Consider the following 21,312-nt stretch of genomic DNA (forward strand, 5'->3'; position numbering starts at 1 on the left):
GAGTGCCGTGTTCTATGCTTCGCCACTCTTACCCCAATCATAAAGCATGGAGTTTCGCATTGAGTAAAGGGGTTACCTTTAGTCGCTAGTAAACATCATTAAATTTGAGGAGAAATTTGTCATGAGTTTTCGTTTTCCCGATTCTTTCCTATGGGGTGGTGCCGTCGCCGCGAACCAAGTTGAAGGTGCGCATGTGAGTGATGGCAAGGGGCTATCGACGTCCGATGTTCAGCCCAAGGGAGCGTTTGGTGAACCCGTGACGCGTCAGCCTGGGGATTTTAATATCAAAGACATCGGCATTGATTTTTATCACCGTTACCCTCAGGACATTGCTTTATTCGCTGAAATGGGGTTTACCACGTTACGTTTATCCATTGCTTGGACGAGAATTTTTCCAAACGGCAATGATGCTGAGCCAAATGAAGCAGGGCTTGCGTATTACGATAAACTGTTGGATGAGTTGGAAAAGCATAACATTACGCCACTGCTGACGCTATCTCACTATGAAATGCCCGTACACCTCGCCAATGAGTATCAAGGGTGGGCTAGTCGTGAAGTCATTCCAATGTTTGAAAAATATGCTCGCGTGGTCTTTGAGCGCTTCGGGCATCGCGTTAAACATTGGCTGACGTTTAATGAAATTAACGTGACATTACATCAGCCCTTTACTGGCGCTGGATTACCACGTGATATCGATGAGCAGACTCGTTATCAAGCGATTCACCACCAGTTGGTCGCGAGTGCCAAAGCGGTTAAGGCCTGTCACGAGCTTATCCCTGATGCCAAGATCGGCAACATGATTTTAGGTGCCGTGCTTTATCCATTGACCTGCCATCCTAACGATATGATGAAAACGCTACAGCAAAACCGTGAATGGTTAATGTTTGGCGATATTCAGGTGCGTGGGTACTACCCAAGTTATATGGCGCGTAAATTCAAAGACATGGGTATTGAACTCACTATCACTGAGGAAGACAAACAAGCTCTCAAAGAAACGGTCGATTTTGTGTCCTTTAGTTATTACATGAGTGGCTGCGCGAGCGCCGATCCTGAAATCGCCGACACAGCCGATGCCAATATGTTGCAAATGGTCCCTAATCCGCACCTTAAAGCATCGGAGTGGGGATGGCAGATTGATCCCGTCGGGCTGCGTTACTTGCTGAATTTTCTTTACGATCGTTACCAACTGCCGCTGTTCATTGTTGAAAATGGATTGGGCGCGAAGGACATGAAGAATGCGAATGGTGACATTGAAGATGATTATCGCATCGATTTCATCAACGATCACCTCTATCAAGTGGGTGAAGCGATTCAAGACGGGGTTGAGGTGATGGGCTATACCTCATGGGGCCCTATTGACCTTATCAGTGCGTCTACCGCGCAAATGTCGAAACGCTATGGCTTTATTTATGTAGACCGCGACGACCAAGGTAATGGCACGCTTGAGCGTACACCGAAGAAAAGCTTTGCCTGGTATCAATCGGTGATTCAATCACAAGGTGAAGCACTTAAATCCCCTCAGTAGGAGGTGAAAGAATCAGCCAGTTGTGACTGCCTACAACGGGCTAATCATAAGGGATTGTTGCTTGTGGTCCTCAATCCCTTACTCCATGCATCGGCATGGTCTCTGTACCCCCAAACCGTTGAACGTTCCCTTCATATCTCTCCTGAATATGAAGCGGATTCGTTCGACCTAAAAACAATAAAACAAATGGTAATACGATGAAAAATAATAAAATAGCGAACCCAACTCGACGCCTCCACTTTGGTTTGTCTGCGATAGCTTTTAGTGTGGCGTTGACCCACACTTGTTTGGCTGCCGACGGCCTTGGGTCGAAACCGTTACCTGAATTCACTCAGTATGACAACAGCGATACGGTGTATTCTGGCTATTTTCGCGGAGGATGGTCCACGGCGAATAATGGCGCACCGCAGCAATACGCGATTGGCTCTTTGGGGCGCTTAGGAAATGGATATACCTTTGCCGGTTGGTATGATTTGCAAGTCGCACATCGGGTTTATCATCAAGACGACCGAATGGTGAAAGCGGTGGCGATGATCGATGGGAATGTTGGTCAGGAGCACGGCTGGGAAGGGTTTGGCTTTGATAATCAAAGCTCGTTGCAGTTTTCTGATCTATACGTTGAAACCCAAGGGTTTGTTCCTGGCCTTCCTGATGCTGCGCTATGGGTCGGGCGCCATAAACAAGCTGACTATGAAATTCAGTTGCTTGACTGGAAAGGCTATAAAGGGACCGCTGGTGGCGGTGTCGGATTAGATAATATTAAAGTAGGAACATCAACACTTGGCATTTCATTGCTGAGGGAAGACTTTGATGCAAGCCGCACTGAGGTTGACCATTCGTATGTTGATACAGATGGCGTAACCCATGACGTTACCACCACTAGTGAGCAAACGCTCAACACTAATGCCGTGGATATTCGATTTAAGGGCTGGAAACTCAGTGATACGCTTTCGGTTGATTTTTATACTAAATATCAACTACCGAATAGTGAAAGCGAGGTTGAAGATTTAGTGGGTTATGAGGTTGGTGATGCGTTAAGCTCGGTCTTGATGCTAAATCAAAACTTCTCGCAAGGTGGCTTTGCCCAGTATGGTGTGCATTTCGCCACCAATTCTATCGCCAGTACGTTTGGCAGCATTGATGGTCCCAATCCTGATTATGCGCTCAACGACAGCAAAGGTGCTACAGCACTGCGCTTATTCTCGCAAGGGGAGAGCTATTGGTTTGATCACAATGTGATTATGGCGCATGCCTTGGTTTTGACGCACGGACAAGATTTGTATACGTATGTTAGTGATAGCAACAAAGCGGATGTAGATGTCAGCAGCTTACGCGCCGTAGTCCGTCCGGCCTATATTTGGGACCAATACAATCAGACGGGCATCGAACTTGGCTACTTTGATCAGCGCAACAAATACGCTGGGGATACGTATCAAGAGAGTGGCTATAAAGTGACAGCATTTCATACGTTTAAAGTCGCAACCAGTATGTTGCGTTCTCGTCCCGAAATTCGTTTTTACGCGAATTACATGCAGAGTCTAGACAACGAGGTGTCAAACTTTCGCTTTGCTAGAGGAGAAGATGACCAGTTAAGTGTCGGTGTACAAGCTGATATTTGGTGGTAATTGAAAAGCTTAACGTAGGGATAAGCCGCTTAATGTTGAGCGGCTTTTGTCTTTCAATATAATGATCAATTCAAAGCTTGAACCGAATCTCGAATCACTAATTCTCCAACCAGTGAGCGAGTATTGGATTCAGGTTCATTGGTTTTCATGTGCTCAAACAGCAAATGTGCGGCGTTGGAAATGACTTCATCGACAGGCATTGCAATTGACGACAAGGGCGGATCGATAAAATCATCGACATCATCGTTATCCAATCCAAACACAGAAACTTGTTTCGGAACGTCAATGCCATGCTCTCGCAGCGCTTTCATCGCGCCAATCGCCATAGCATCGTTAAAGCAACACAGAGCAGTAAATGGTTCTTGACGCTGAATGAGTTGTTTACAGGATTCGTAACCGCCTGAATAGTGGCAGTTGGCACTCTCGATAATTAAATAAGGATTAACCTCAGCTCCTGACTCAAGACACGCTTGCTGATAGCCCTGAAGACGGGCTCTTGACGTTTGCAGGTTGAGTTGACCCGTAATATAACCGATTCTCTGATGGCCTTGTGAAATCAAATAATCTACCGCTAAACGAGCGGTCGCAGTATGGTCAAACCAAACGCAGTGGTCGGGCTTATTAGGTAAGTGGGCGTTGAGCACCACAAGCGGAATAGGCAGGTCATCAATCACCGATTCAAGACGTGCGACAACGTCGGTATTCTCGATTTGAGAGCTTTTATAATACAAAATGCCATCGCAGCGACGATCGACCAATTTGTGGATTGACTGAATACCGCTTTCAATATCGTTGCCATCAACCTGCGTAATCATCAAAAACTTACCGGCTTGATTGGCGAGTTCCTGCGCCATATTGATCAAGCGCGTAATGTATTGAGACATGTTGTAACCACGTGGAATGATTAGGCCAATCGTGTCAGTGGTTTGCTTGGTTAGTGACTGGGCAAGGAGGTTAGGGCGATAATCGAGCGCCTTAACGGCGTCATGGACCGCTTTTTTGGTCGCATCAGATACACGTCCAGTGCCATTTAACACTTTAGATACCGTCGATTTGGATACACCAACTCGGCGAGCAACATCCTGTATTGTTGCCATGATTTCTCGGTCTCAAACAAAACTAATCAACGGGTTAATGTAATGTAATCATCAGGAAAATACAATTTGCATATCACGAATAATGATTTAATTTTTAACGATTTTTGCGCCACTTTAGCTTTACTTCGCGTCTGTTTATGGTAAATGCGAACAGTTAGGCACTACTGCTTGGTTTATGAGCGTTGAACAACCGCAGCCAAGCGATAAAACAATGGCTTTACCATCGTCAGTTTATTCGGTAAAAGAGTGTACTTGCTAATAAATACATTAAAAGATAATTAGTTATGCTAATTAATGGAGTCACGGATGGCGAAACGAAACCTCAATGATCTGCTCTACTTTGCGCATGTTGCTCGGGCTAAAAGTTTCACTCGCGCTGCGGCTCAATTGGGTCTCACGCAGTCAGCGCTCAGCCAAGCCATGAGCAATTTGGAAGAACATCTTGGCATACGCCTACTTACTCGAACCACACGTAGCGTCTCTACAACACCGGCGGGTGAGCGGCTGTTAGAGTCGATTGGCACGCGCTTGGATGAAATGGAAATGGCGCTGGATGCGCTGACTGAAATGCGTGATAAACCCGCTGGCACAGTGCGTATTACCTGTGGCGGTGGTGTGGTTAATGAAATCCTGTTGCCGAAGTTGGAGAAGTTATTAAAAGAGTATCCTGATATCAAAGTTGAATTTGATATTAACTATGGCTTTCGCGACATTGTTGCTGACCGATTTGACGCGGGTATTCGGCTTGGCGACACCATAGACAAAGATATGATCGCTGTGCCGATCGGCCCGAAAATGCGCATGGCAGCGGTGGCTTCACCGGAGTACTTTGCAAAAAACGGCAAACCGCAAACATTGGAGCATCTTGCCGAGCATAACTGCATTAACATGCGATTTCCGACGCATGACAGTCTCTATGTTTGGGAGTTTGACCGCGATGGCAAAGAATACAATGTTCGTGTTGATGGGCAATTGACGTTCAATACCACCACTGCGATGATCGACGCTGCCAAACGAGGGCTGGGTATTGCGTTCGTACCGCAAGGTGAGATTCACGCAGAACTGGACAGTGGGGAGTTAGTGGCTGTTCTCGAAGAATGGTGTGATCCATTTGATGGCTATTACCTTTATTATCCAAGCCGGCGTCAGCCATCCCCGGCATTTTCTTTGATTCGTGACGCATTAAAGATTCACTACGAGTAGCCAGCGTCATCGGTGGATGAAGAGCGTAAGCCCCACGACTGAACGTCGCGGGGCGTGAATGTTAAACCGCCATACCGGCGAGGTAGCCTTCTTCGACCGCCTCCATTGCTTTTCTGACTTGCAGCGCGTCCCCGATGGTAATGACCTCTGGCACCGACTTTTTCAGTTCGCTTTCAATCACTGAAACCGGGCGTGAGCCAATGGCCATCACAACAGAATCGATGCCCTCAAGCCGGCGCGGGTTGCCCTTGGCATCAACCACCGTTACAGAGTCTGGCGCGATTGATTGGACTTGGGTGTTGGTGTGAATCGCGACATCGTGGGCGCGCAGGTCCTTCAATAGATAGTGCTTTGTGGCGTGTGGCGTACCGACAAAAATATCGTCATTCATCTCGATAATCGAAACTCGGCGCCCATGATTCGCTAAGTGCGCTGCGGTTTCTGACCCAACCAGACCGCCGCCAATCACCACCACGTTATGGCCAGTCTCTGCGCTGCCCTGCAACACATCATTGGCATTCAATACATGTGCTAGGTCTTTCCCCTCAATATTGGGGACAAACGGCAGGGCACCAGTGGCGAGAATCACGGAGTCTGGTTGTATCGCTTCAATCAATTGTGGGGTAAGCGTGGTGTTGAGGTGAATCACCACCCCTAATGCGTTGAGTTGATGGACTTGCCATACAGTGAACGAACTGAGCTCTTCTTTGGTTGGAGGAATGGCCGCAAGCGCCCATTGCCCGCCGAGTTTGCTATGTTTTTCAAAAAGCTCAACGTGATGGCCTCGTTTGGCAGCAACGATCGCCGCTTCCATGCCGGCTATTCCACCACCGACGATAACCACTTTTTTTGATTGCTCGGCAGGTGTGAGTTGACGCTCCGACTCATGGCCCGTCACTGGGTTGACCAAACATTTGATGGGCAGTTGCTGCGCGTTGCGCTGTATACAGCCTTGCAAGCAGCCAATGCAGCGAATGATATCGTCAAATTGTCCGGCTTGTGCTTTATTGGGTAAGTGTGGGTCGGCCAGCGAACTGCGTCCCATAGACACCATATCGGCTTGTTTGGCGCGAATCACGGATTCAGCAATCAGCGGATCATTAATTCTTCCCACCGCGATGACGGGAATATCGACCACTTTTTTGAGTTCTTCACTGATGTTTGCACTCCACGCATGGCCGACTGCGGTCGGTGGAATGATCGCTTCGGTACTAGCGTAAACCCCGTTCGAGGCATGAATCAAATTGATCCCAGCGTCTTCCAAAAGCATCGCGACGACTTTGTTGTCCTCTGTGGTTAATCCGCCTTCAACGAACTCATTGACCGACATGCGGTAGATGAGAGGGTAGTCATTTCCCACTTTAGCGCGAATATTGGCAATGATTTCCAGTGCAAAGCGTGCGCGATTTAAAATTGTACCGCCATATTGGTCGGTTCGTTTGTTGGAGAACGGAGACATAAATTGGTTGACCAAGTAACCGTGTGCGCCGTGAATTTCTACCGCATCAAAGCCCGCTTTTTTGGCGCGTAATGCGGTGTCACCAAACTGTTCGACAAGCTCGTTAATCTCCTCGACGGTTAATTCGCGAGGCATCGCATTGACCACCGGATCCGGAATGGCGGACGGGGCAACCGGCTGTACACCGGTGATGTCAGCGCTGGTTTCACGTCCAGCATGGTAGATTTGCGCTGCGATTTTTGCACCGTGAGCATGAACGCGAGTGGTTAACGCTCGGTGGCTATCAATTTGCTCATCCAACCACAAGCCCGGCAATCTGATAAAGCCACCTGCTTGTGGGTTTATTTTGTAGTCTTCGACAATAATGAGGCCCCAACCACCGCGGGCTTTTTCTTCGTGGTACGCGATAAATTGTTCGGTACAGTGCCCATTTTCGGCTGCGTAGTTAGAAACCATCGGTGGGACTACAAAGCGGTTTTTTACCACCATATTGCCAATCGTAATTGGTTCAAAAACTTTTTTTAACATAGTGTGCTCACTTAGAAATTAATAGTAATAATCAAATTAGAAATGTGTTTATTAATATCAACTTAGAATATTGGTTAGGGCTGAGTTTCGATGGATTTTAGGGCGTAATCTTATTCAAATCCACGTTGTGAATGTGGAAAATAATCGTGTGGTTGGTTAGGGTTGTGTAACAAGTTTGAGCAAAGAAATAACGTGAAAATATCAATTAATTCAGAAAACAATAAGTTATTGCATCGTGATTATTTTGTATTTTTAACAAATGATTTTGATTATAGAAATAAATTCTCAAGTGTTTGGATTTAACCGTTATATTTAAATTTCTTTTTCCATAAAGAGACGCCGGTTTGAACCAAAAAAGAGCCAATTATCGGCTCTTTTTAGATATGTGATTGGAAAACGGGAGGCCAGATTCATTCGATGGCGACATTCAGAATGCTCAGATAGCGTTGTCGATTGTGTTGAACGCTTAGATGTGTGGCAGGCATATCTTGGTCATTCCATTCGTCAATAAATAAAATAGGCAGTGTGGTTAACTGATTTTCTGATAGTGCGTTGAGAGCCTGTGAAAACGGTTCTTGTGCTTTGAGGTTTACAGTGCTTTCTAGGCCCGTAGTTTGGCGCGTTTGATGATGAAGATAGAGTAGATGCGCGCGCAGAGATTCGATGCGATTGAGATTAAAGGAAGGAGTAAAACGTTGGTCAGGGTTGGGATGTATCGGCGTCTTTTGGATAAAACGAAAGCGTGCGTTGTTGTGTTGGTCAAATTCGACTTCGGTTTGATAATCAATCACGGCCCCGATTAAACGCTGGTTATGATCAAGGGCTTGATAGCGCACGCTCATGGTTATTTTTGCACTGTATTGGTCGAGTGATTCAAATTGGAATGTGTCGATAAAGTGTGCACTGATTTCATCGGGAACGGATTTTAGCCAAGCCTTTAAACTTGGCAAATTGTTGGCCAGTACGTGCGAGCCTGCGTGGACCAGACGAATATTATCACTAAACAGAGTTAAATGCGTATCGAGCGTTTCTGTTTTCCCTTCAAAATAAGCAAACCATCGATGAGCAATATCTTTTGCGGAATAAAATTGAGCTGAATTCATGACTTTTCCTAAATAATATGTTTTTTGAATGGTTATTTTACCTTTTTGATTTAACGTGATTATGGAAATTATGGCTCAAGTGATAGGAAGTGAAGCTGGTTTATTCTCCCGAACCATTCCATCAATAATGTTGGTAAGCCGTTAGGTGAATAAAACAAACCAACTTATTGAGAAAGTCATATGCCCAACAATACACACGTAAAATTATCTTTATTAGACTTGGTGACCATCGGTGAGGGAGCGACCGTCAGTGATGCGATTCATTCAAGTACCCAATTGGCGATAGCAGCCGAAAAAGCAGGGTTTCATCGATTCTGGGTCGCAGAACACCACAACCTACGCGATATTGGGAGTGCGGCAACGTCGGTGATTTTGAGTCATATCGGCGCAAAAACGCAGTCCATTCGTTTAGGCTCTGGTGGCGTGATGCTGCCTAACCACGCGCCGTTGTTGGTTGCGGAGCAATTTGGAACCCTTGAATCTCTTTATCCTGGGCGTATTGATTTAGGGTTAGGACGCGCGCCAGGCACGGATTCTAGTACCATGCGTGCTTTGCGCCGTGATACCACGGCAAGAGGGCTGGATTTTCCCGAGATGCTTGATGAATTACAGTCGTATTTTCGAGTGGCAAAACCGGGTCAACATGTTAAAGCGATACCGGGCGAAGGGCTAAATGTGCCTTTGTGGCTACTTGGCTCAAGTACGTTCAGCGCCCAGTTAGCGGCGCAAAAGGGATTACCTTTTGCTTTTGCGTCTCACTTTGCGCCCGATGCCATGTTGCACGCGATTGATATTTACCGAACGCATTTTAAACCGTCACCACAGCTTGAGAAACCGTATGTGATTATTTGTGTCAATGCGGTCGCAGCGCAAAGCCAAAAACAAGCCGAGTTCTTAGCCACCACTGAACTGCAGAAGTTCCATAACCTTGGACGTGGCGTAGAAACCTTGTTGCCAAAACCGGTCGAGAATATGGATGAGGTGTGGAGCCCTGGGGCCAAGCAACAAATTCTAAGCCAGTTAAGAGAATCGTTATGGGGAACGCCAGACGCCGTTTGCCGAGGTATTGATTCTCTGGTTGAACGAACAGGCGCTGACGAAATCATGATTAACTCATGGATTCACGACCCACAGCTTCGTATTCAATCTCATGAATTGATTGCGCAAGCTTGGTTTAGTGAGGAGGCGTAAATGCATAACTTGCTGTCTCCACTGTCACTTAAAGGGTTACCTTTGGCAAATCGCGTTGTGATGGCGCCAATGACCAGAGCGCGCTCACCACAAAGGATACCTGATGAACTCACCGCGACGTACTATCGCCAGCGAGCCAGCGCAGGGTTATTGATTACCGAAGGCGTTCCGGTTTCAGAGCAGGGAACTGGGTATTTATACACGCCGGGAATTTATCGTGGTGAACAAGTGAGTGCTTGGAAAGCCGTTACCGATAATGTCCATGCGGAGCAGGGCAAAATTGTTGCGCAGTTATGGCATGTGGGGCGTGTCTCTCATCGGAGTATTCAGCCTAATGCGCAGCCACCAGTAAGTAGTGTTGCACTGGCAGGCGGTCAGGCCTTTGCCTACGATGCGCAGGGTAATCCGGGTAATATCCCTGCCAGTGAACCGCAAGCGCTGGATGAGAGTGGAATTGCGGATATTGTTGACCAGTTTCGCGTCGCGGCGCGCCATGCGATGCAAGCTGGGTTTGATGGCGTTGAAATCCATGCGGCCAATGGCTATTTGCTTGAGCAGTTTATCAACCCGAAGCTCAATACACGTGATGATCGCTATGGAGGGCAAAGCTTGGAAAGTCGCAGCCGTTTTACGCTTGAGGTTGTCGATGCGGTTTGCGCAGAAATCGGTGCGGAAAAAGTGGGCATTCGTTTGTCTCCTTATAATCAGATAGGAGATATGCCGCTGTTTGATGATACGCCGCAAACCTATTTATACCTTGCGGAGCAGTTGAATCAGCGTGATATCGCGTATATTCATCTCGCCTTAACCGAAAAGGTCCATCAAACATCACTGTTATCAGATTTTCGTGAGCGTTGGCATGGAGCGTTGATTCTGGCTGGGGGGATATCCGCTGAACAAGCCGAAGAGATGATTAAACACAACCAAGCGGATCTGATTGCTTTTGGTAGCGCGTTTATTTCTAACCCTGACTTGGTGGAGCGTATTGCTAATGGTTGGCCGTGGGCACCAGTGAAACGCAGTTCTTTTTATGGTGGAGGCAGTGAAGGGTACGTGGATTACCCGCGATATGAGCCATAAGGGCTGAGACGGTTGTCTGACGTTCAAATGAAGAGCCACATTAAGTGGCTCTTTTTGTGGTTGACTATTTTTCTTAGCAGGTCTTTAAGCCGTTGTGCGACCAATATCAAACGCAGGAATATTTTGCTCACTAAACCAACCTGTTCGGTAGTCGGTCCAGCATACGCGCCACTGCCCATCTGTGCCTTTACGTACTCGCAACTGATAATGGGCACCGTAAATAGGATCGCCGTTTTCAGACACTGGTCTTTCTGGGATGATTCGTGCCACAATCATTTTGGCATGTTGTCCATCGCCTTCATCTTCAATACGCACGATACGAGCAAAGTGTTGCCATACGGCCGCCAAATGACGGAAATTTTTCAAAAGACTGATGACTTGATCATAGCCGCTAAAATTGCCAGCGGGCGCAAAGCCGCCTTCAATGTCTTGAGTGTACGTGGTGGCTAAAAGGCCGATGTCATTTTGATCAACCGCGAATGAATATCGCGCATAGAGTTCAGCCAGTGCTTGCGGTAAATCGTATGCAACCGGTGCATTGGGCATTAAAGCCCAGGGAGAGTGCACCTCGCTGATCAAGACGGGTGGCTCTTTGGCTAAATCCCAGCCTTGCTCATTTGGCGTATTTTTCCAATGTGACATTAGCTCTGGTGCGCCGTGTGACCAGTTTACTTGTAAGCGAATTTTCTCAATAACCCAACCTGTTGTTTCACGGCGAAAATGCATGACTAATGCACTTCCAAATAGGAAATACTGAGGGCGGTTTTGCGCCATCGCAAATAAGTACATGCTGCAGACGGCTTGGTCTTGCTCGACAGCGATATAATGATTGGATGTTTGACCATACAGCGTACCACTTGCTGTGTCGTGTTTAATCGCATTTAGCGCTTGTTGAGGGCCGTGCCAGCGCCCGTGTTGGTGGCTAATTAATTCAAGATCGCTGGCAAGCGCGGGTTGGATGGCTGTTGACTCACCGGTGAGCCAAAAATCGGCAAACCGATCCATGAGGTCACGAAGTGCTGAGCGGTCTGAAGTTAAACTCATGATTATTTTCTCCTAAACAGGTTTCTTTGGCCGTCTTCGTCAGAGACGTACGCCAAAGCCCATTTTATTCACTTCGTTTTGATTGATAATCGGGGTGCAGAGACGGTCATCTCAGCCTGAGGTTCCAGAATGAAACCGGGTAAACCTAGAGAGTGAGAAAATATTGAGCATAAAAAAGGGTGGAAACTCCACCCTTTAAGCATAGTGATAAAACGGCGTTTAGCGACGAAGGTGATCTTTAAGATATTGATTTGCTTTGGTGATGATCGCTTCGGCATCTGCGGGTTGGTCGTGCTCAACCACAAACCAACGGGCATGAGCGCGCTCAGCGGCAGGAAGGACTTCATCCCAAGCCATAATGCCGTCACCCACAACAGTAAAGTTACGCTCATCATCGTGAGTACCAATACCCGAGTTATCTTTCACGTGGATACTGAATAAACGGTGGCGCAGCTTTTTGATAAATTGCGCTGGGTCTTGCCCACCACGAGATACCCATGCGGCATCCAATTCAATTTTCAGGTTACGTGCGTGCGAGGCACTGATAATCCATTCAAGGGCTGTTTTGCCATGGAACTTCTTCATCTCAAAATCGTGGTTGTGGTACGCCAAGGTCATGCCATTGCGGCGCAGTGTTTGACCGATCTGGTCTAACTCTTGACCAAGTTCACGCCAGCCGCGAGCTGAATCTGGACGTTCTTCTGCTGGTAGCCAAGGCATAATGATGACGTCATTATCGACCGCTTTGTTGAAAGTGATCACGGTTTGGAGATCATTACGTAACGCTTCAAGTTGAACGTGTGCCGCCATCGCATCGAGGTCGTACTCGTTGAGTAGGCGGTTGAGTTCATAACTGTCAACATCGTGCGTACCGACCAATTCCACAGCATGAAAGCCTGCGCGCTGAGCCATCGCAAATTGCTCTTCTAGGCTGCCTTGATCGCGCAAGGTGTACATCTGAACGGCGATGTTTTCTTGCTGGTGATGGTCGTGTTTTGGGTGAGCACTAACCACAGCCGTTGCCATAACGCCTAGAGTGAGTGCACCGGCTTTAACCCAATTTTTTAGTTTGAACATGTTTAGTCTCCGTTTACAGGCCAAGCAAGCGGCGGTTTAGGTCGCCTTGCTGAGTACCTGAGGCAAAATCATCAAATGCTTTTTGTGTTTTATTTATGAGGTGACGCTGAATAAATTCCGCGCCTTCAGTGGCACCTTGATCGGAATCTTTCAGGCAGCATTCCCATTCGAGCACTGCCCAGCCTTGAAAGCCATACTGCGTTAATTTACTGAAAATCTGGACAAAATCAATTTGTCCATCGCCCAGAGAGCGGAATCGCCCAGCACGGTCTACCCAACTGGAATAGCCGCTGTATACGCCTTGCGACGCGGTAGGTCGAAACTCTGCATCCTTAACATGAAAGGCCTTGATTCGATGGTGGTAACGGTCAATAAACCCAAGATAATCCATGCCTTGCAAAAGCATATGGCTTGGATCATAAAGAATATTGGCTCGAGGATGGTGATTGACGCTTTCTAAAAAGCGTTCAAAACTGCGCCCATCGAACAAATCTTCGCCCGGGTGGAGTTCATAACAGACATCAACGCCGCAGCGTTCAAATTCATCAAGAATCGGTTTCCAACGAGCCGCAAGCTCTGCAAAACCATCTTCAACTAAGCGGGGTGGACGCTGTGGCCATGGATAAACATAAGGCCACAACAGCGAACCAGAGAAGGTCGCATGGGCAGTGAGACCTAAGTTTGCTGACGCTTTCGCCGCGAGCTTAAGTTGCTCGGTTGCCCACACGGTACGCGCTTGAGAATCGCCTTGCACCTCAGAGGGTGCAAATTGATCCATCAACTCATCGTAAGCTGGGTGAACCGCCACCAATTGGCCTTGAATATGTGTCGACAGTTCACTGAGCTCTAGGCCAAAGTTGGCAAGTGTTGCTTGAAACTGCTGACAATAATCCACGTCATTGGCGGCGCGTTCTAAGTCAAAGATTTCTGGGTTAAGAGTGGGCATTTGTACTGCTTTATAGCCCTTTTTCGACGCCCAATCAGCAAGGCCTTCCAATGTGTTAAAAGGCGCCTCGTCGGAAATAAACTGAGCGAGGAAAATAGCGGGTCCTTGAATTTGATTCATAATGACTTACCTACCGAAAATTGTGAAAAAAGTTAAGCGCTAGCTTGTTGTGTAGCTGGGCTACGTTTCTCTCTGAAAAATAGAATGAACAGCAGAGCGACTCCGCCTGCGAACATTGCGGGTAACCACCAGAAACTCGCCCAGTTCTCCGCCGTTAAATGAGTGCTGCCTTGAAGGAACTGGTTATAAACCATGCCGGCGACCTGAGCACCAACCAACATACCAATACCGTAAGTGACTAACACTAAGAGACCTTGAGCTTGACCACGGTTGCTGTCATCACACTGTTTGTCGATGTAGATTTGCCCAGTGACAAAGAAGAAGTCGTAGCAAACACCATGCAAAGCGATGCCAATCATGATCATCCACATGACGGAATCGGGTGCACTCATCGCAAATAGGGCGTAACGCAGTACCCATGCAAGCATGCCGACAACCAACATCCACTTCACACCCAAACGGCGGAAGAATAACGGCATCAATAGCATAAATAGCAGTTCAGAAAACTGACCAAGTGTTTGAATTCCAGCGATATTGTCCATTTCCATAGAACTTAGGAACAACTGAGTGAAGTTATAGTAAGCCGCTAATGGAATACAGATAAGGAATGAGGCCAAAATGAATACAAAGAACGCAGGGCTTGCTAGCTCTTTCAATACATTCAAACCTGAAATTTCACTAAAGGTGGTTTTCTTGCTCGATGAAGCGGGCTTGGTGTCCGGCAACATAAAGCTGTAGATACCTAAAATCGCACTCGCCGTGGCGGCGGTATAAAGTGGCATGGCGGTTTGTTCTGCCGCGACATCGAACATGCCACCTAGGCCGAAACTGATAAACAGACCCGCAACAATCCAACCGATGGTGCCAAACACACGAATGGTCGGGAATTGTTTCTCTTGGTCGTCAATGTTGCGAAACGCCAGTGAGTTAGACAAGCCAAGTGTTGGCATGTAGGCCAAGTTATAGGCCAGTAGCATGACAATAAACAGCGTTGGATTTTCTATGGTGTGCGGCGCAATAAATAGGAATACAGCGCCAATCAGGTGCAGCACCCCGAGTACTTTTTGGGTTGAAAAGTACTTATCGGCAATTAAACCAATAAAGAATGGCGCAATGACTGCGGCCAGTGGGTTTACTGTGTACGGCCAGTGCGTCAAGTCACTCATACCGACTTGAGACATATAAACCGCAATAGACGTGTACCAAGCGCCCCAGATGAAGAATTGTAAAAACATCATGGCGCGAAGGCGTGGCAGAATGAATTTGTTATTGTTCATAATATTATCCATATCGTTTTTTTAATGTAGGGATGTTTCACGAAACGGTGTGTATCAGTTAATCAATCGATATCCAGCGCTTCTCCCTGGTTGAAGTCAGTGCAGCGTCGATCAATTTCGCAGCACGAGCTCCATCATCAAAGGTGGGTAATCCTTGCGGATTACCGCCTAAAATCGTGTCGTAAAAATCGCGCATAAATGCGTCAAAACAGTGGCTGTACCCTTGGGCGTGGCCTGCAGGGGTGAGCGATAGCCGTTTTTGCTCAGCGCTACCTTGGGTCGGGTCGCGAACCAGCAAAGTGCGAGCTTCTCGTGTGCTGACCCAAAGTTTCTCAGGATTTTCTTGATCAAATTCCACGCTGTTATTACTGCCATCGATTTCAAACCACAGGCGGTTTTTGCGTCCTGCCGAGACTTGGCTGACGGTCAGTGTCGCTGGTGTATTCTTATCTGTAATCAGCAGCAAGTTGGCTATGTCTTCGGTGGTGACAGCCGCGCGTTCGTTGCTTTCTTCCGTAGCGCCCGCTTTATCGCTAAAGGTTTCGGTTGCGTTAGTCGAACGCTCTTTTTGCGCTGTGTGGAAATGGCCGGTTAAGTCGGTAAAGCGCTCACCAGTCACCCACTCTATGAGATCGCACCAGTGACTACCAATGTCAGCAAAGGCACGTGAAGCGCCACCTTGTTTTGGATCGACGCGCCAGTTGTTATCACTTTGGTCCAACAGCCAATCTTGCAGGTAGCTGCCATGAATCAGATGAAGTAGGCCGATTTCGCCACTTTGAATACGAGCACGTGCTTCACGCACCATCGGGTGATAGCGGTAGACGAAAGGTACGCCCGTCACGCAGTTTTTCTCTGCGGCGAGTGCTTGCAGCTCCAACGCATCTTCGAGGTTGGTGGCCAGAGGTTTCTCACAAATCACATGTTTGTTAGCGTTAAGCGCTTTTTTGGCCATTTCAAAATGGAAGATATTTGGTGTGCAGACGTGTACGACGTCCACTTGCTCACTGGCCAGTGCTTGGTCTAAGTCGTCGAAAACTTGAACGCCCCATTGCTCTGCGATCTCGGCAGCGCGAGTAGGATTGGCATCGACCAGTCCAAGTACATTGACGCCAGCCGCTTGTAGAGATCGGAAGTGCACGTTGGCAATCATGCCGGTTCCGATGATGACTGCATTAAGACTTGATCGCTTCATAGTCTGCTCCGTTTTGTATATTGATGTAACATTACATTGTGTTACATACGGTAGGGCAAAATCTGACAGGAAGGAACTATAAGACAAGATCTTTAGGTGTGTTTTATGCCCTCAATCACAATCCAAATACACAGTGAGAGTTGGATCACAGTCGATAAATCAAGGCCAAAAGTAGAGTGTCTATGAAATCCGTGTTACATTCGTTTCATTGTTAGTTGAAGAGGTGAAAGCGAATTCATGCGTCCATCTGTCGCCGATGTGGCCAAATATGCCGGTGTCTCCACGGCCACTGTGTCTCGAGTACTGAATGACAGTCAGTCGATTCGCCCCCAAACCAGAGAAAAAGTTCAAAACGCAATCAAAGCCTTGGGATATCAGTTACCAGAAAGTAATCCCGTGATGCGTCTAAATGGCACCAAGTTGATTATGGTGTTAGTGCCTAACATCGAAAACCCATTTTACAGCGGCATTGTAAATGGCATTGAAGCGGCTGCCCGTGAGTATAATTACTCGGTGATCTTGACCAATACCCAAGGAACGAGCTGGGTTGAGCTGAAGTACCTAGATATGCTGGATGAGAAGCAGGTCGCGGGCGTCATTAGCCTGGATCCGATGATGGCGCAGCTTGAATTGCCTGAGCGCATTGTCCATTTGCCTTGGGTGGCATGTTCCGAATATGTGCCTGGTTCGCAAGTCGGCTACGTCAGTATTGACCATAAACAGGCGGCGAAAGATGCGGTTTTGTATCTGGTGTCTAAAGGTCACAAGCGCATCGGGTTGGTCAATTCAGACGAGCGTTATATTTACGCTCAGCAGCGTCGAGAAGGATACATCAGTGCCATGGAAAGCGCAGGGTTACCGATTGAAGAGGGGTATATCCAATCGATGGGGGGCATTGATTATCCGTTGGGTGAATTAGCCGCCCGCCGTTTGATGACGTTAACCTCGCCGCCAACCGCGATTTTCTCAGTATCGGATACACTGGCGATTGGTGTTATGAAAGCGGTTTTTCGTATGGGAAAAAGTGTGCCCAACGATGTTGCGGTCATTGGTTTTGATGACATTCCTCTATCGGATATGTTTGAACCTTCGTTGACCACCATCCAACAACCGACGTTTGAAATGGGCCAAGCGGCGATGAAAATGCTGGTTCAGCGCATGGACGGCAAAGCGGTGTCTTCTAAAATTATTCACCATTCGCTTATTGTTCGTCACTCCGCGTAACATTAATCAATAAGCTGCGTCAATTCTCAACTTATTCACTGAGCTTATCGCTATGCTATAGGGAGGGTTCGGTGAATATGATTTCTTTGTGTTTTGTGATGGTCCTAATGTAACGTTACATCATTCGTTACATTAGGTTGCCGAGCAAATTGGAATTCATTATATTTCTGTTTAATCGCTTATTTTATTTTAAGATCGACGCAGTCGAGCGCGTCTTACAGGAGGAGAAATGCCAAATCAATTTGCTTTGGTTGGGGATATAGGAGGGACGAACGCTCGTCTCGCATTGTGTGATTTACAAACCGGCGCACTGAGTGAGGCTAAGACTTACTCTGGTGCCGAGTACGATTCACTCGAAGCCGTGATTCGCGACTACTGTTCAAATAGCAGTGAACCTATTAATACTGCGTGTATCGCGATTGCTTGCCCGGTTACCGAAGACTGGGTTTCGATGACTAACCACACATGGGAATTTTCGATCAGTGAACTCAAAGCGAATCTTGGGTTTGAAGCGCTAGAGGTTATTAATGATTTCACGGCGGTCTCGCTCGCGATTCCAGTGTTGCCAATTGATGAGTGTTTACAAATTGGCGGTGGTGAACCACAAGCCAATAAACCTGTCGCTGTGTATGGTGCCGGAACAGGACTTGGTGTGGCACAACTGATTCATGGTGGCGGTCTATGGCATAGCATTCCCGGTGAGGGAGGACATGTGGATTTACCGACATGCACACCTGAAGAAGACGCGCTATTGGTTCATTTACGTGAAAAATTTGGTCGTGTATCAGCAGAGCGTTGCTTGTCTGGGCAAGGGCTTGTCAATATTTATCAGTTTATTGCGACCTATGCGGGTAACCAACCGCAAGATCTCGAACCAAAACAGATTACCGAGCAGGCGTTAAATCACACATGCAAAGATTGTGAGCGTACATTGCAATTGTTTTGCGTGTTAATGGGTCGATTTGGTGGCAATTTGGCGCTGACGACAGGGGCATTTGGTGGAGTATATATCGCCGGTGGCATTGTTCCTCGCTTTAAAGAGTTTTTCCTTAAATCTGGTTTTCGCGCTGCTTTTGAAGATAAAGGTCGATTTAAAGATTACTTGCAGCAGATCCCTGTGTATTTAATTTCCGGAAACGAACCGGGCTTATTGGGCGCGGGAACCTATTTACGTCAAACCTTAGGCTATACAGTTTCATAATTTTTAGTTCATATAATTAAGTATTTGTTAAATATAACGTAAGCCGCTTTTAAAGCGGCTTAATTTTTTAAACACAACATAAATAATAAAACTATCACTATATTATCGCGCTAAAATATGATTTTTATGTATTTAATATACATCGGAAAAATTAATTTCCATCCGATACATAACGACGTACTTTTAATTTTTAAACTCACCTTTTTTATTGATATAGAAATGACGTAATCATAACTCCATATTGTTATTGAGATTTTTGGGTTTGCCTGAGGTCAAAATTACATTCTTCCTATTTACTAGACGGTAATTGTTTCTAAGATTCATATAATTATTCAATGGCTTTATAGCCAGTAATTAACTCACAAAATGAGAGAAGAAGATGGATCAAATAATTATTGGGGCTCAAGACCCTAGGGATATTCCTGTTTTTACTTCTGGCAGTGCATATTTTGACAACGGTAATCTTTATGAAATGGTCGATGATTTTAGTTTAGTCATTCGTAATGAAGGTGAATGGAATCAGTCAGGTTATAAAAATATCACAGTCAATTCTGACAGTACGTATGTTTACGTGGATAATTTTGTTGATGTTACGGTATCGGGTGACTACGACCGTTTATACCTTAATTATGCCAAACGTGGTGATATTGAAGCCCATGAACTGACGTTTATTACGCCGTACAGCAATGGTGGCGCATGGAGTAATATGTTCGATGTGCAAGGGGATGACTCTGCAAATGTGTTGACCTTTACACGAGGGTTTACGGGGTTGGAAGACGGTTGGCACAGTGATTACGACAGTACAACTTCACAGTGGACTGAGTTCGTGGTGGATTTAGCGGCAGGGGATGATGTGTTTGTCTATGACATTGACCCAAGTGCAAACTCGCAGCAAGTACGCTCTGTCGATGGTGGAAGTGGTTGGGATGTCCTTAAGTTGCAGGGTGACTCTGACGATCTGAGCTTTAGTAACATCGAATATGTTGAAACGTTTGACAATACATTGTTTATCGATAACAACGTGCTGGCGAATAACGTTGCGCAGAGCTGGGGTGGGTTAGTGGTTAACGGCAATGTTGCGGTGACCTCTGAGGTCGATACCATGCAAGTTAGCTCACTCAGTGATGACGCCATTGAAGCGATCGACCAATATTTCTATGCAACCGCCAATCATGAATATACGCCTAATGCCAGTACGCAAGGTGTTCATCCATCATTGGTGACCCTGACCATAGGGGAAAAGAGTTATACCCTGCTTTTGGATACAGATAAACTCGACATAGCCAGTGATAATGTGGTTTACCGTGAATCTGGCACGATAGACCAAGATCGCGAGTTTAACCTTGAGCTTGGCAGTGATGACGATACCTTCGTCTATGATCTTGAAGTCAGCTGGTATGAAGATCCAAGCGATGCAGCGCAGTATGTGCACCATTACCTTGATGGTGGTGAGCAGCAAGGGGATTTTGACCAGTTGCTGATAGAACAAGATCCACAAGTTCTTGAATTTAGTAACTTTGAATACGTCGAGTACGCTGGCGAACTTGAGTTTACGACACAAACCTTAGCCAGTAACGGCTCAGATCTTGGTTTGATCGTCAATGGGCAAGTGAACTTTAGTGATGCTATAGACGATTTACAAGTGAATGAATTGAGCAGCGCTGAGCAACAGTGGCTTGAAGACGTTGGGCATTATGATGACAACATGTCTGAATTGGTACTGACGATTGATGATTCAAGTTATACACTGCTGATGAATAATGAAGATTTAAGTTACGGCGTCACGGTTTAGTTTGGCCTGATAATCTCGACGACGGATAACAAATAATATTCTGAAAGACAGCCGTCTTCGAGGCGGCTTCATATCGATGCTCTTGATCGGCAAAGAAGCGTAGTCGTTCGCCTGCCTTTAAATGATGCCACTGCTGATCAAAGTAGAGTTTAAGTTCACCCTCTAGCACCACAATATGTTCAATCACTCCGGTGATATGGGCAGACGAGTGCTGCTGGTGGTGTTGAGTTAAGGTAATTTCAAACATTTCTATCCCGCTGTCCGCCTGATAAGGGAACAAGGTTTTCACCTGCATGTTAGGATCGTCAGGGAAGGTGGTCTCACTGGATAGCAACTCGGGCTGGGCGGCAAAAAACGCCGAGAATGAAGTGTCTAATCCGCTGGCAATCTTCCATAAAATGGAGATAGTAGGGCTGGATTCTTGACGCTCTATTTGACCAAGCATTGCTTTGGAAACCCCGGTTAATCTCGCCGTTGCATCAAGGCTTAATCCTTTCTTCTGACGCTGCGCTTTTAAATGATTAGCGATTTGTATTTTGAATACCGACTCATCCGCCACGGAAAACTCCCGAATTTTGTTTGCTCAATAGCCTAAATGTTTCTTGTGCGTTATAACGCACGGTGC

The 21,312-nt window shown here is 46.6% G+C and carries 17 protein-coding genes; 8 read left to right on the forward strand and 9 right to left on the reverse strand.

All coding sequences use genetic code 11. The features are described from left to right. Nucleotides 1–121: 121 nt before the first annotated feature. Together M1D72_RS12405 and M1D72_RS12410 are read left to right on the forward strand one after the other, a co-directional pair. On the forward strand, nucleotides 122–1,525 hold the full coding sequence (locus tag M1D72_RS12405) for a glycoside hydrolase family 1 protein (RefSeq protein ID WP_456297063.1): 1,404 nt from the start codon (nucleotides 122–124) through the stop codon (nucleotides 1,523–1,525). Between the two features lie 197 nt (nucleotides 1,526–1,722). Further along, nucleotides 1,723–3,150, forward strand: coding sequence for a carbohydrate porin (locus M1D72_RS12410; protein ID WP_456297064.1), 1,428 nt, complete (start codon nucleotides 1,723–1,725; stop codon nucleotides 3,148–3,150). Between the two features lie 65 nt (nucleotides 3,151–3,215). Here the strand turns inward: M1D72_RS12410 and M1D72_RS12415 are convergent, their stop codons facing one another. Further along, complete coding sequence (locus M1D72_RS12415) at nucleotides 3,216–4,247, reverse strand: LacI family DNA-binding transcriptional regulator (protein WP_456297065.1); 1,032 nt, start codon at nucleotides 4,245–4,247, stop codon at nucleotides 3,216–3,218. A 306-nt stretch (nucleotides 4,248–4,553) separates the two neighbouring features. Between M1D72_RS12415 and M1D72_RS12420 the strand changes: the two genes are divergently transcribed. Further along, nucleotides 4,554–5,450, forward strand: coding sequence for a LysR family transcriptional regulator (locus tag M1D72_RS12420; RefSeq protein ID WP_456297066.1), 897 nt, complete (start codon nucleotides 4,554–4,556; stop codon nucleotides 5,448–5,450). A gap of 61 nt (nucleotides 5,451–5,511) precedes the next feature. Here M1D72_RS12420 and M1D72_RS12425 read toward each other — a convergent pair whose 3' ends face one another. After that, complete coding sequence (locus M1D72_RS12425) at nucleotides 5,512–7,437, reverse strand: oxidoreductase (RefSeq protein WP_456297067.1); 1,926 nt, start codon at nucleotides 7,435–7,437, stop codon at nucleotides 5,512–5,514. Between the two features lie 410 nt (nucleotides 7,438–7,847). Continuing rightward, nucleotides 7,848–8,540, reverse strand: a complete 693-nt coding sequence (locus M1D72_RS12430) for a hypothetical protein (RefSeq protein ID WP_456297068.1) — start codon at nucleotides 8,538–8,540, stop codon at nucleotides 7,848–7,850. 180 nt (nucleotides 8,541–8,720) lie between these two features. On the opposite strand from M1D72_RS12430, the gene M1D72_RS12435 reads away from it, so the two are divergent. Further along, nucleotides 8,721–9,731 carry an LLM class flavin-dependent oxidoreductase gene (locus M1D72_RS12435; RefSeq protein ID WP_456297069.1) on the forward strand — a complete coding sequence of 337 codons (1,011 nt, stop codon included), beginning with the start codon at nucleotides 8,721–8,723 and terminating at the stop codon, nucleotides 9,729–9,731. After that, the gene (locus M1D72_RS12440) at nucleotides 9,732–10,811 is read left to right on the forward strand and encodes an alkene reductase (RefSeq protein ID WP_456297070.1); all 1,080 of its coding nucleotides are present in this window, start codon (nucleotides 9,732–9,734) and stop codon (nucleotides 10,809–10,811) included. 84 nt (nucleotides 10,812–10,895) lie between these two features. Here M1D72_RS12440 and M1D72_RS12445 read toward each other — a convergent pair whose 3' ends face one another. The 5 genes from M1D72_RS12445 to M1D72_RS12465 all read right to left on the reverse strand — a co-directional run bounded on the left by M1D72_RS12445 (nucleotide 10,896) and on the right by M1D72_RS12465 (nucleotide 16,470). Further along, nucleotides 10,896–11,855 (reverse strand): nuclear transport factor 2 family protein, encoded by a 960-nt coding sequence (locus M1D72_RS12445; RefSeq protein ID WP_456297071.1) that lies wholly within the window; start codon nucleotides 11,853–11,855, stop codon nucleotides 10,896–10,898. A gap of 219 nt (nucleotides 11,856–12,074) precedes the next feature. After that, complete coding sequence (locus M1D72_RS12450; protein WP_456297072.1) at nucleotides 12,075–12,932, reverse strand: sugar phosphate isomerase/epimerase family protein; 858 nt, start codon at nucleotides 12,930–12,932, stop codon at nucleotides 12,075–12,077. A 13-nt stretch (nucleotides 12,933–12,945) separates the two neighbouring features. Then, nucleotides 12,946–13,998 (reverse strand): sugar phosphate isomerase/epimerase family protein, encoded by a 1,053-nt coding sequence (locus M1D72_RS12455; protein ID WP_456297073.1) that lies wholly within the window; start codon nucleotides 13,996–13,998, stop codon nucleotides 12,946–12,948. Nucleotides 13,999–14,030: 32 nt separating this feature from the next. Further along, nucleotides 14,031–15,275: an MFS transporter gene (locus M1D72_RS12460; RefSeq protein WP_390190603.1), complete on the reverse strand. Its 1,245-nt coding sequence runs from the start codon at nucleotides 15,273–15,275 to the stop codon at nucleotides 14,031–14,033. 58 nt (nucleotides 15,276–15,333) lie between these two features. Then, complete coding sequence (locus M1D72_RS12465) at nucleotides 15,334–16,470, reverse strand: Gfo/Idh/MocA family protein (protein ID WP_456297074.1); 1,137 nt, start codon at nucleotides 16,468–16,470, stop codon at nucleotides 15,334–15,336. A gap of 237 nt (nucleotides 16,471–16,707) precedes the next feature. Between M1D72_RS12465 and M1D72_RS12470 the strand changes: the two genes are divergently transcribed. The 3 genes from M1D72_RS12470 (at nucleotide 16,708) to M1D72_RS12480 (ending at nucleotide 20,687) form a co-directional block, all read left to right on the forward strand. Then, the gene (locus M1D72_RS12470; protein ID WP_390190600.1) at nucleotides 16,708–17,694 is read left to right on the forward strand and encodes a LacI family DNA-binding transcriptional regulator; all 987 of its coding nucleotides are present in this window, start codon (nucleotides 16,708–16,710) and stop codon (nucleotides 17,692–17,694) included. A gap of 229 nt (nucleotides 17,695–17,923) precedes the next feature. Further along, a complete protein-coding gene (gene glk / locus M1D72_RS12475; protein WP_390190599.1) occupies nucleotides 17,924–18,895 on the forward strand; it encodes a glucokinase in 972 nt (323 codons plus the stop codon). Between the two features lie 379 nt (nucleotides 18,896–19,274). Further along, nucleotides 19,275–20,687 (forward strand): hypothetical protein, encoded by a 1,413-nt coding sequence (locus M1D72_RS12480; protein WP_456297075.1) that lies wholly within the window; start codon nucleotides 19,275–19,277, stop codon nucleotides 20,685–20,687. Here M1D72_RS12480 and M1D72_RS12485 read toward each other — a convergent pair. Then, nucleotides 20,677–21,246 carry a helix-turn-helix domain-containing protein gene (locus M1D72_RS12485; protein WP_390190596.1) on the reverse strand — a complete coding sequence of 190 codons (570 nt, stop codon included), beginning with the start codon at nucleotides 21,244–21,246 and terminating at the stop codon, nucleotides 20,677–20,679. The two genes, M1D72_RS12480 and M1D72_RS12485, sit on opposite strands and share 11 nt — an antisense overlap. Nucleotides 21,247–21,312: the final 66 nt, after the last annotated feature.

This window comes from Vibrio sp. AK197 (assembly GCF_053903115.1).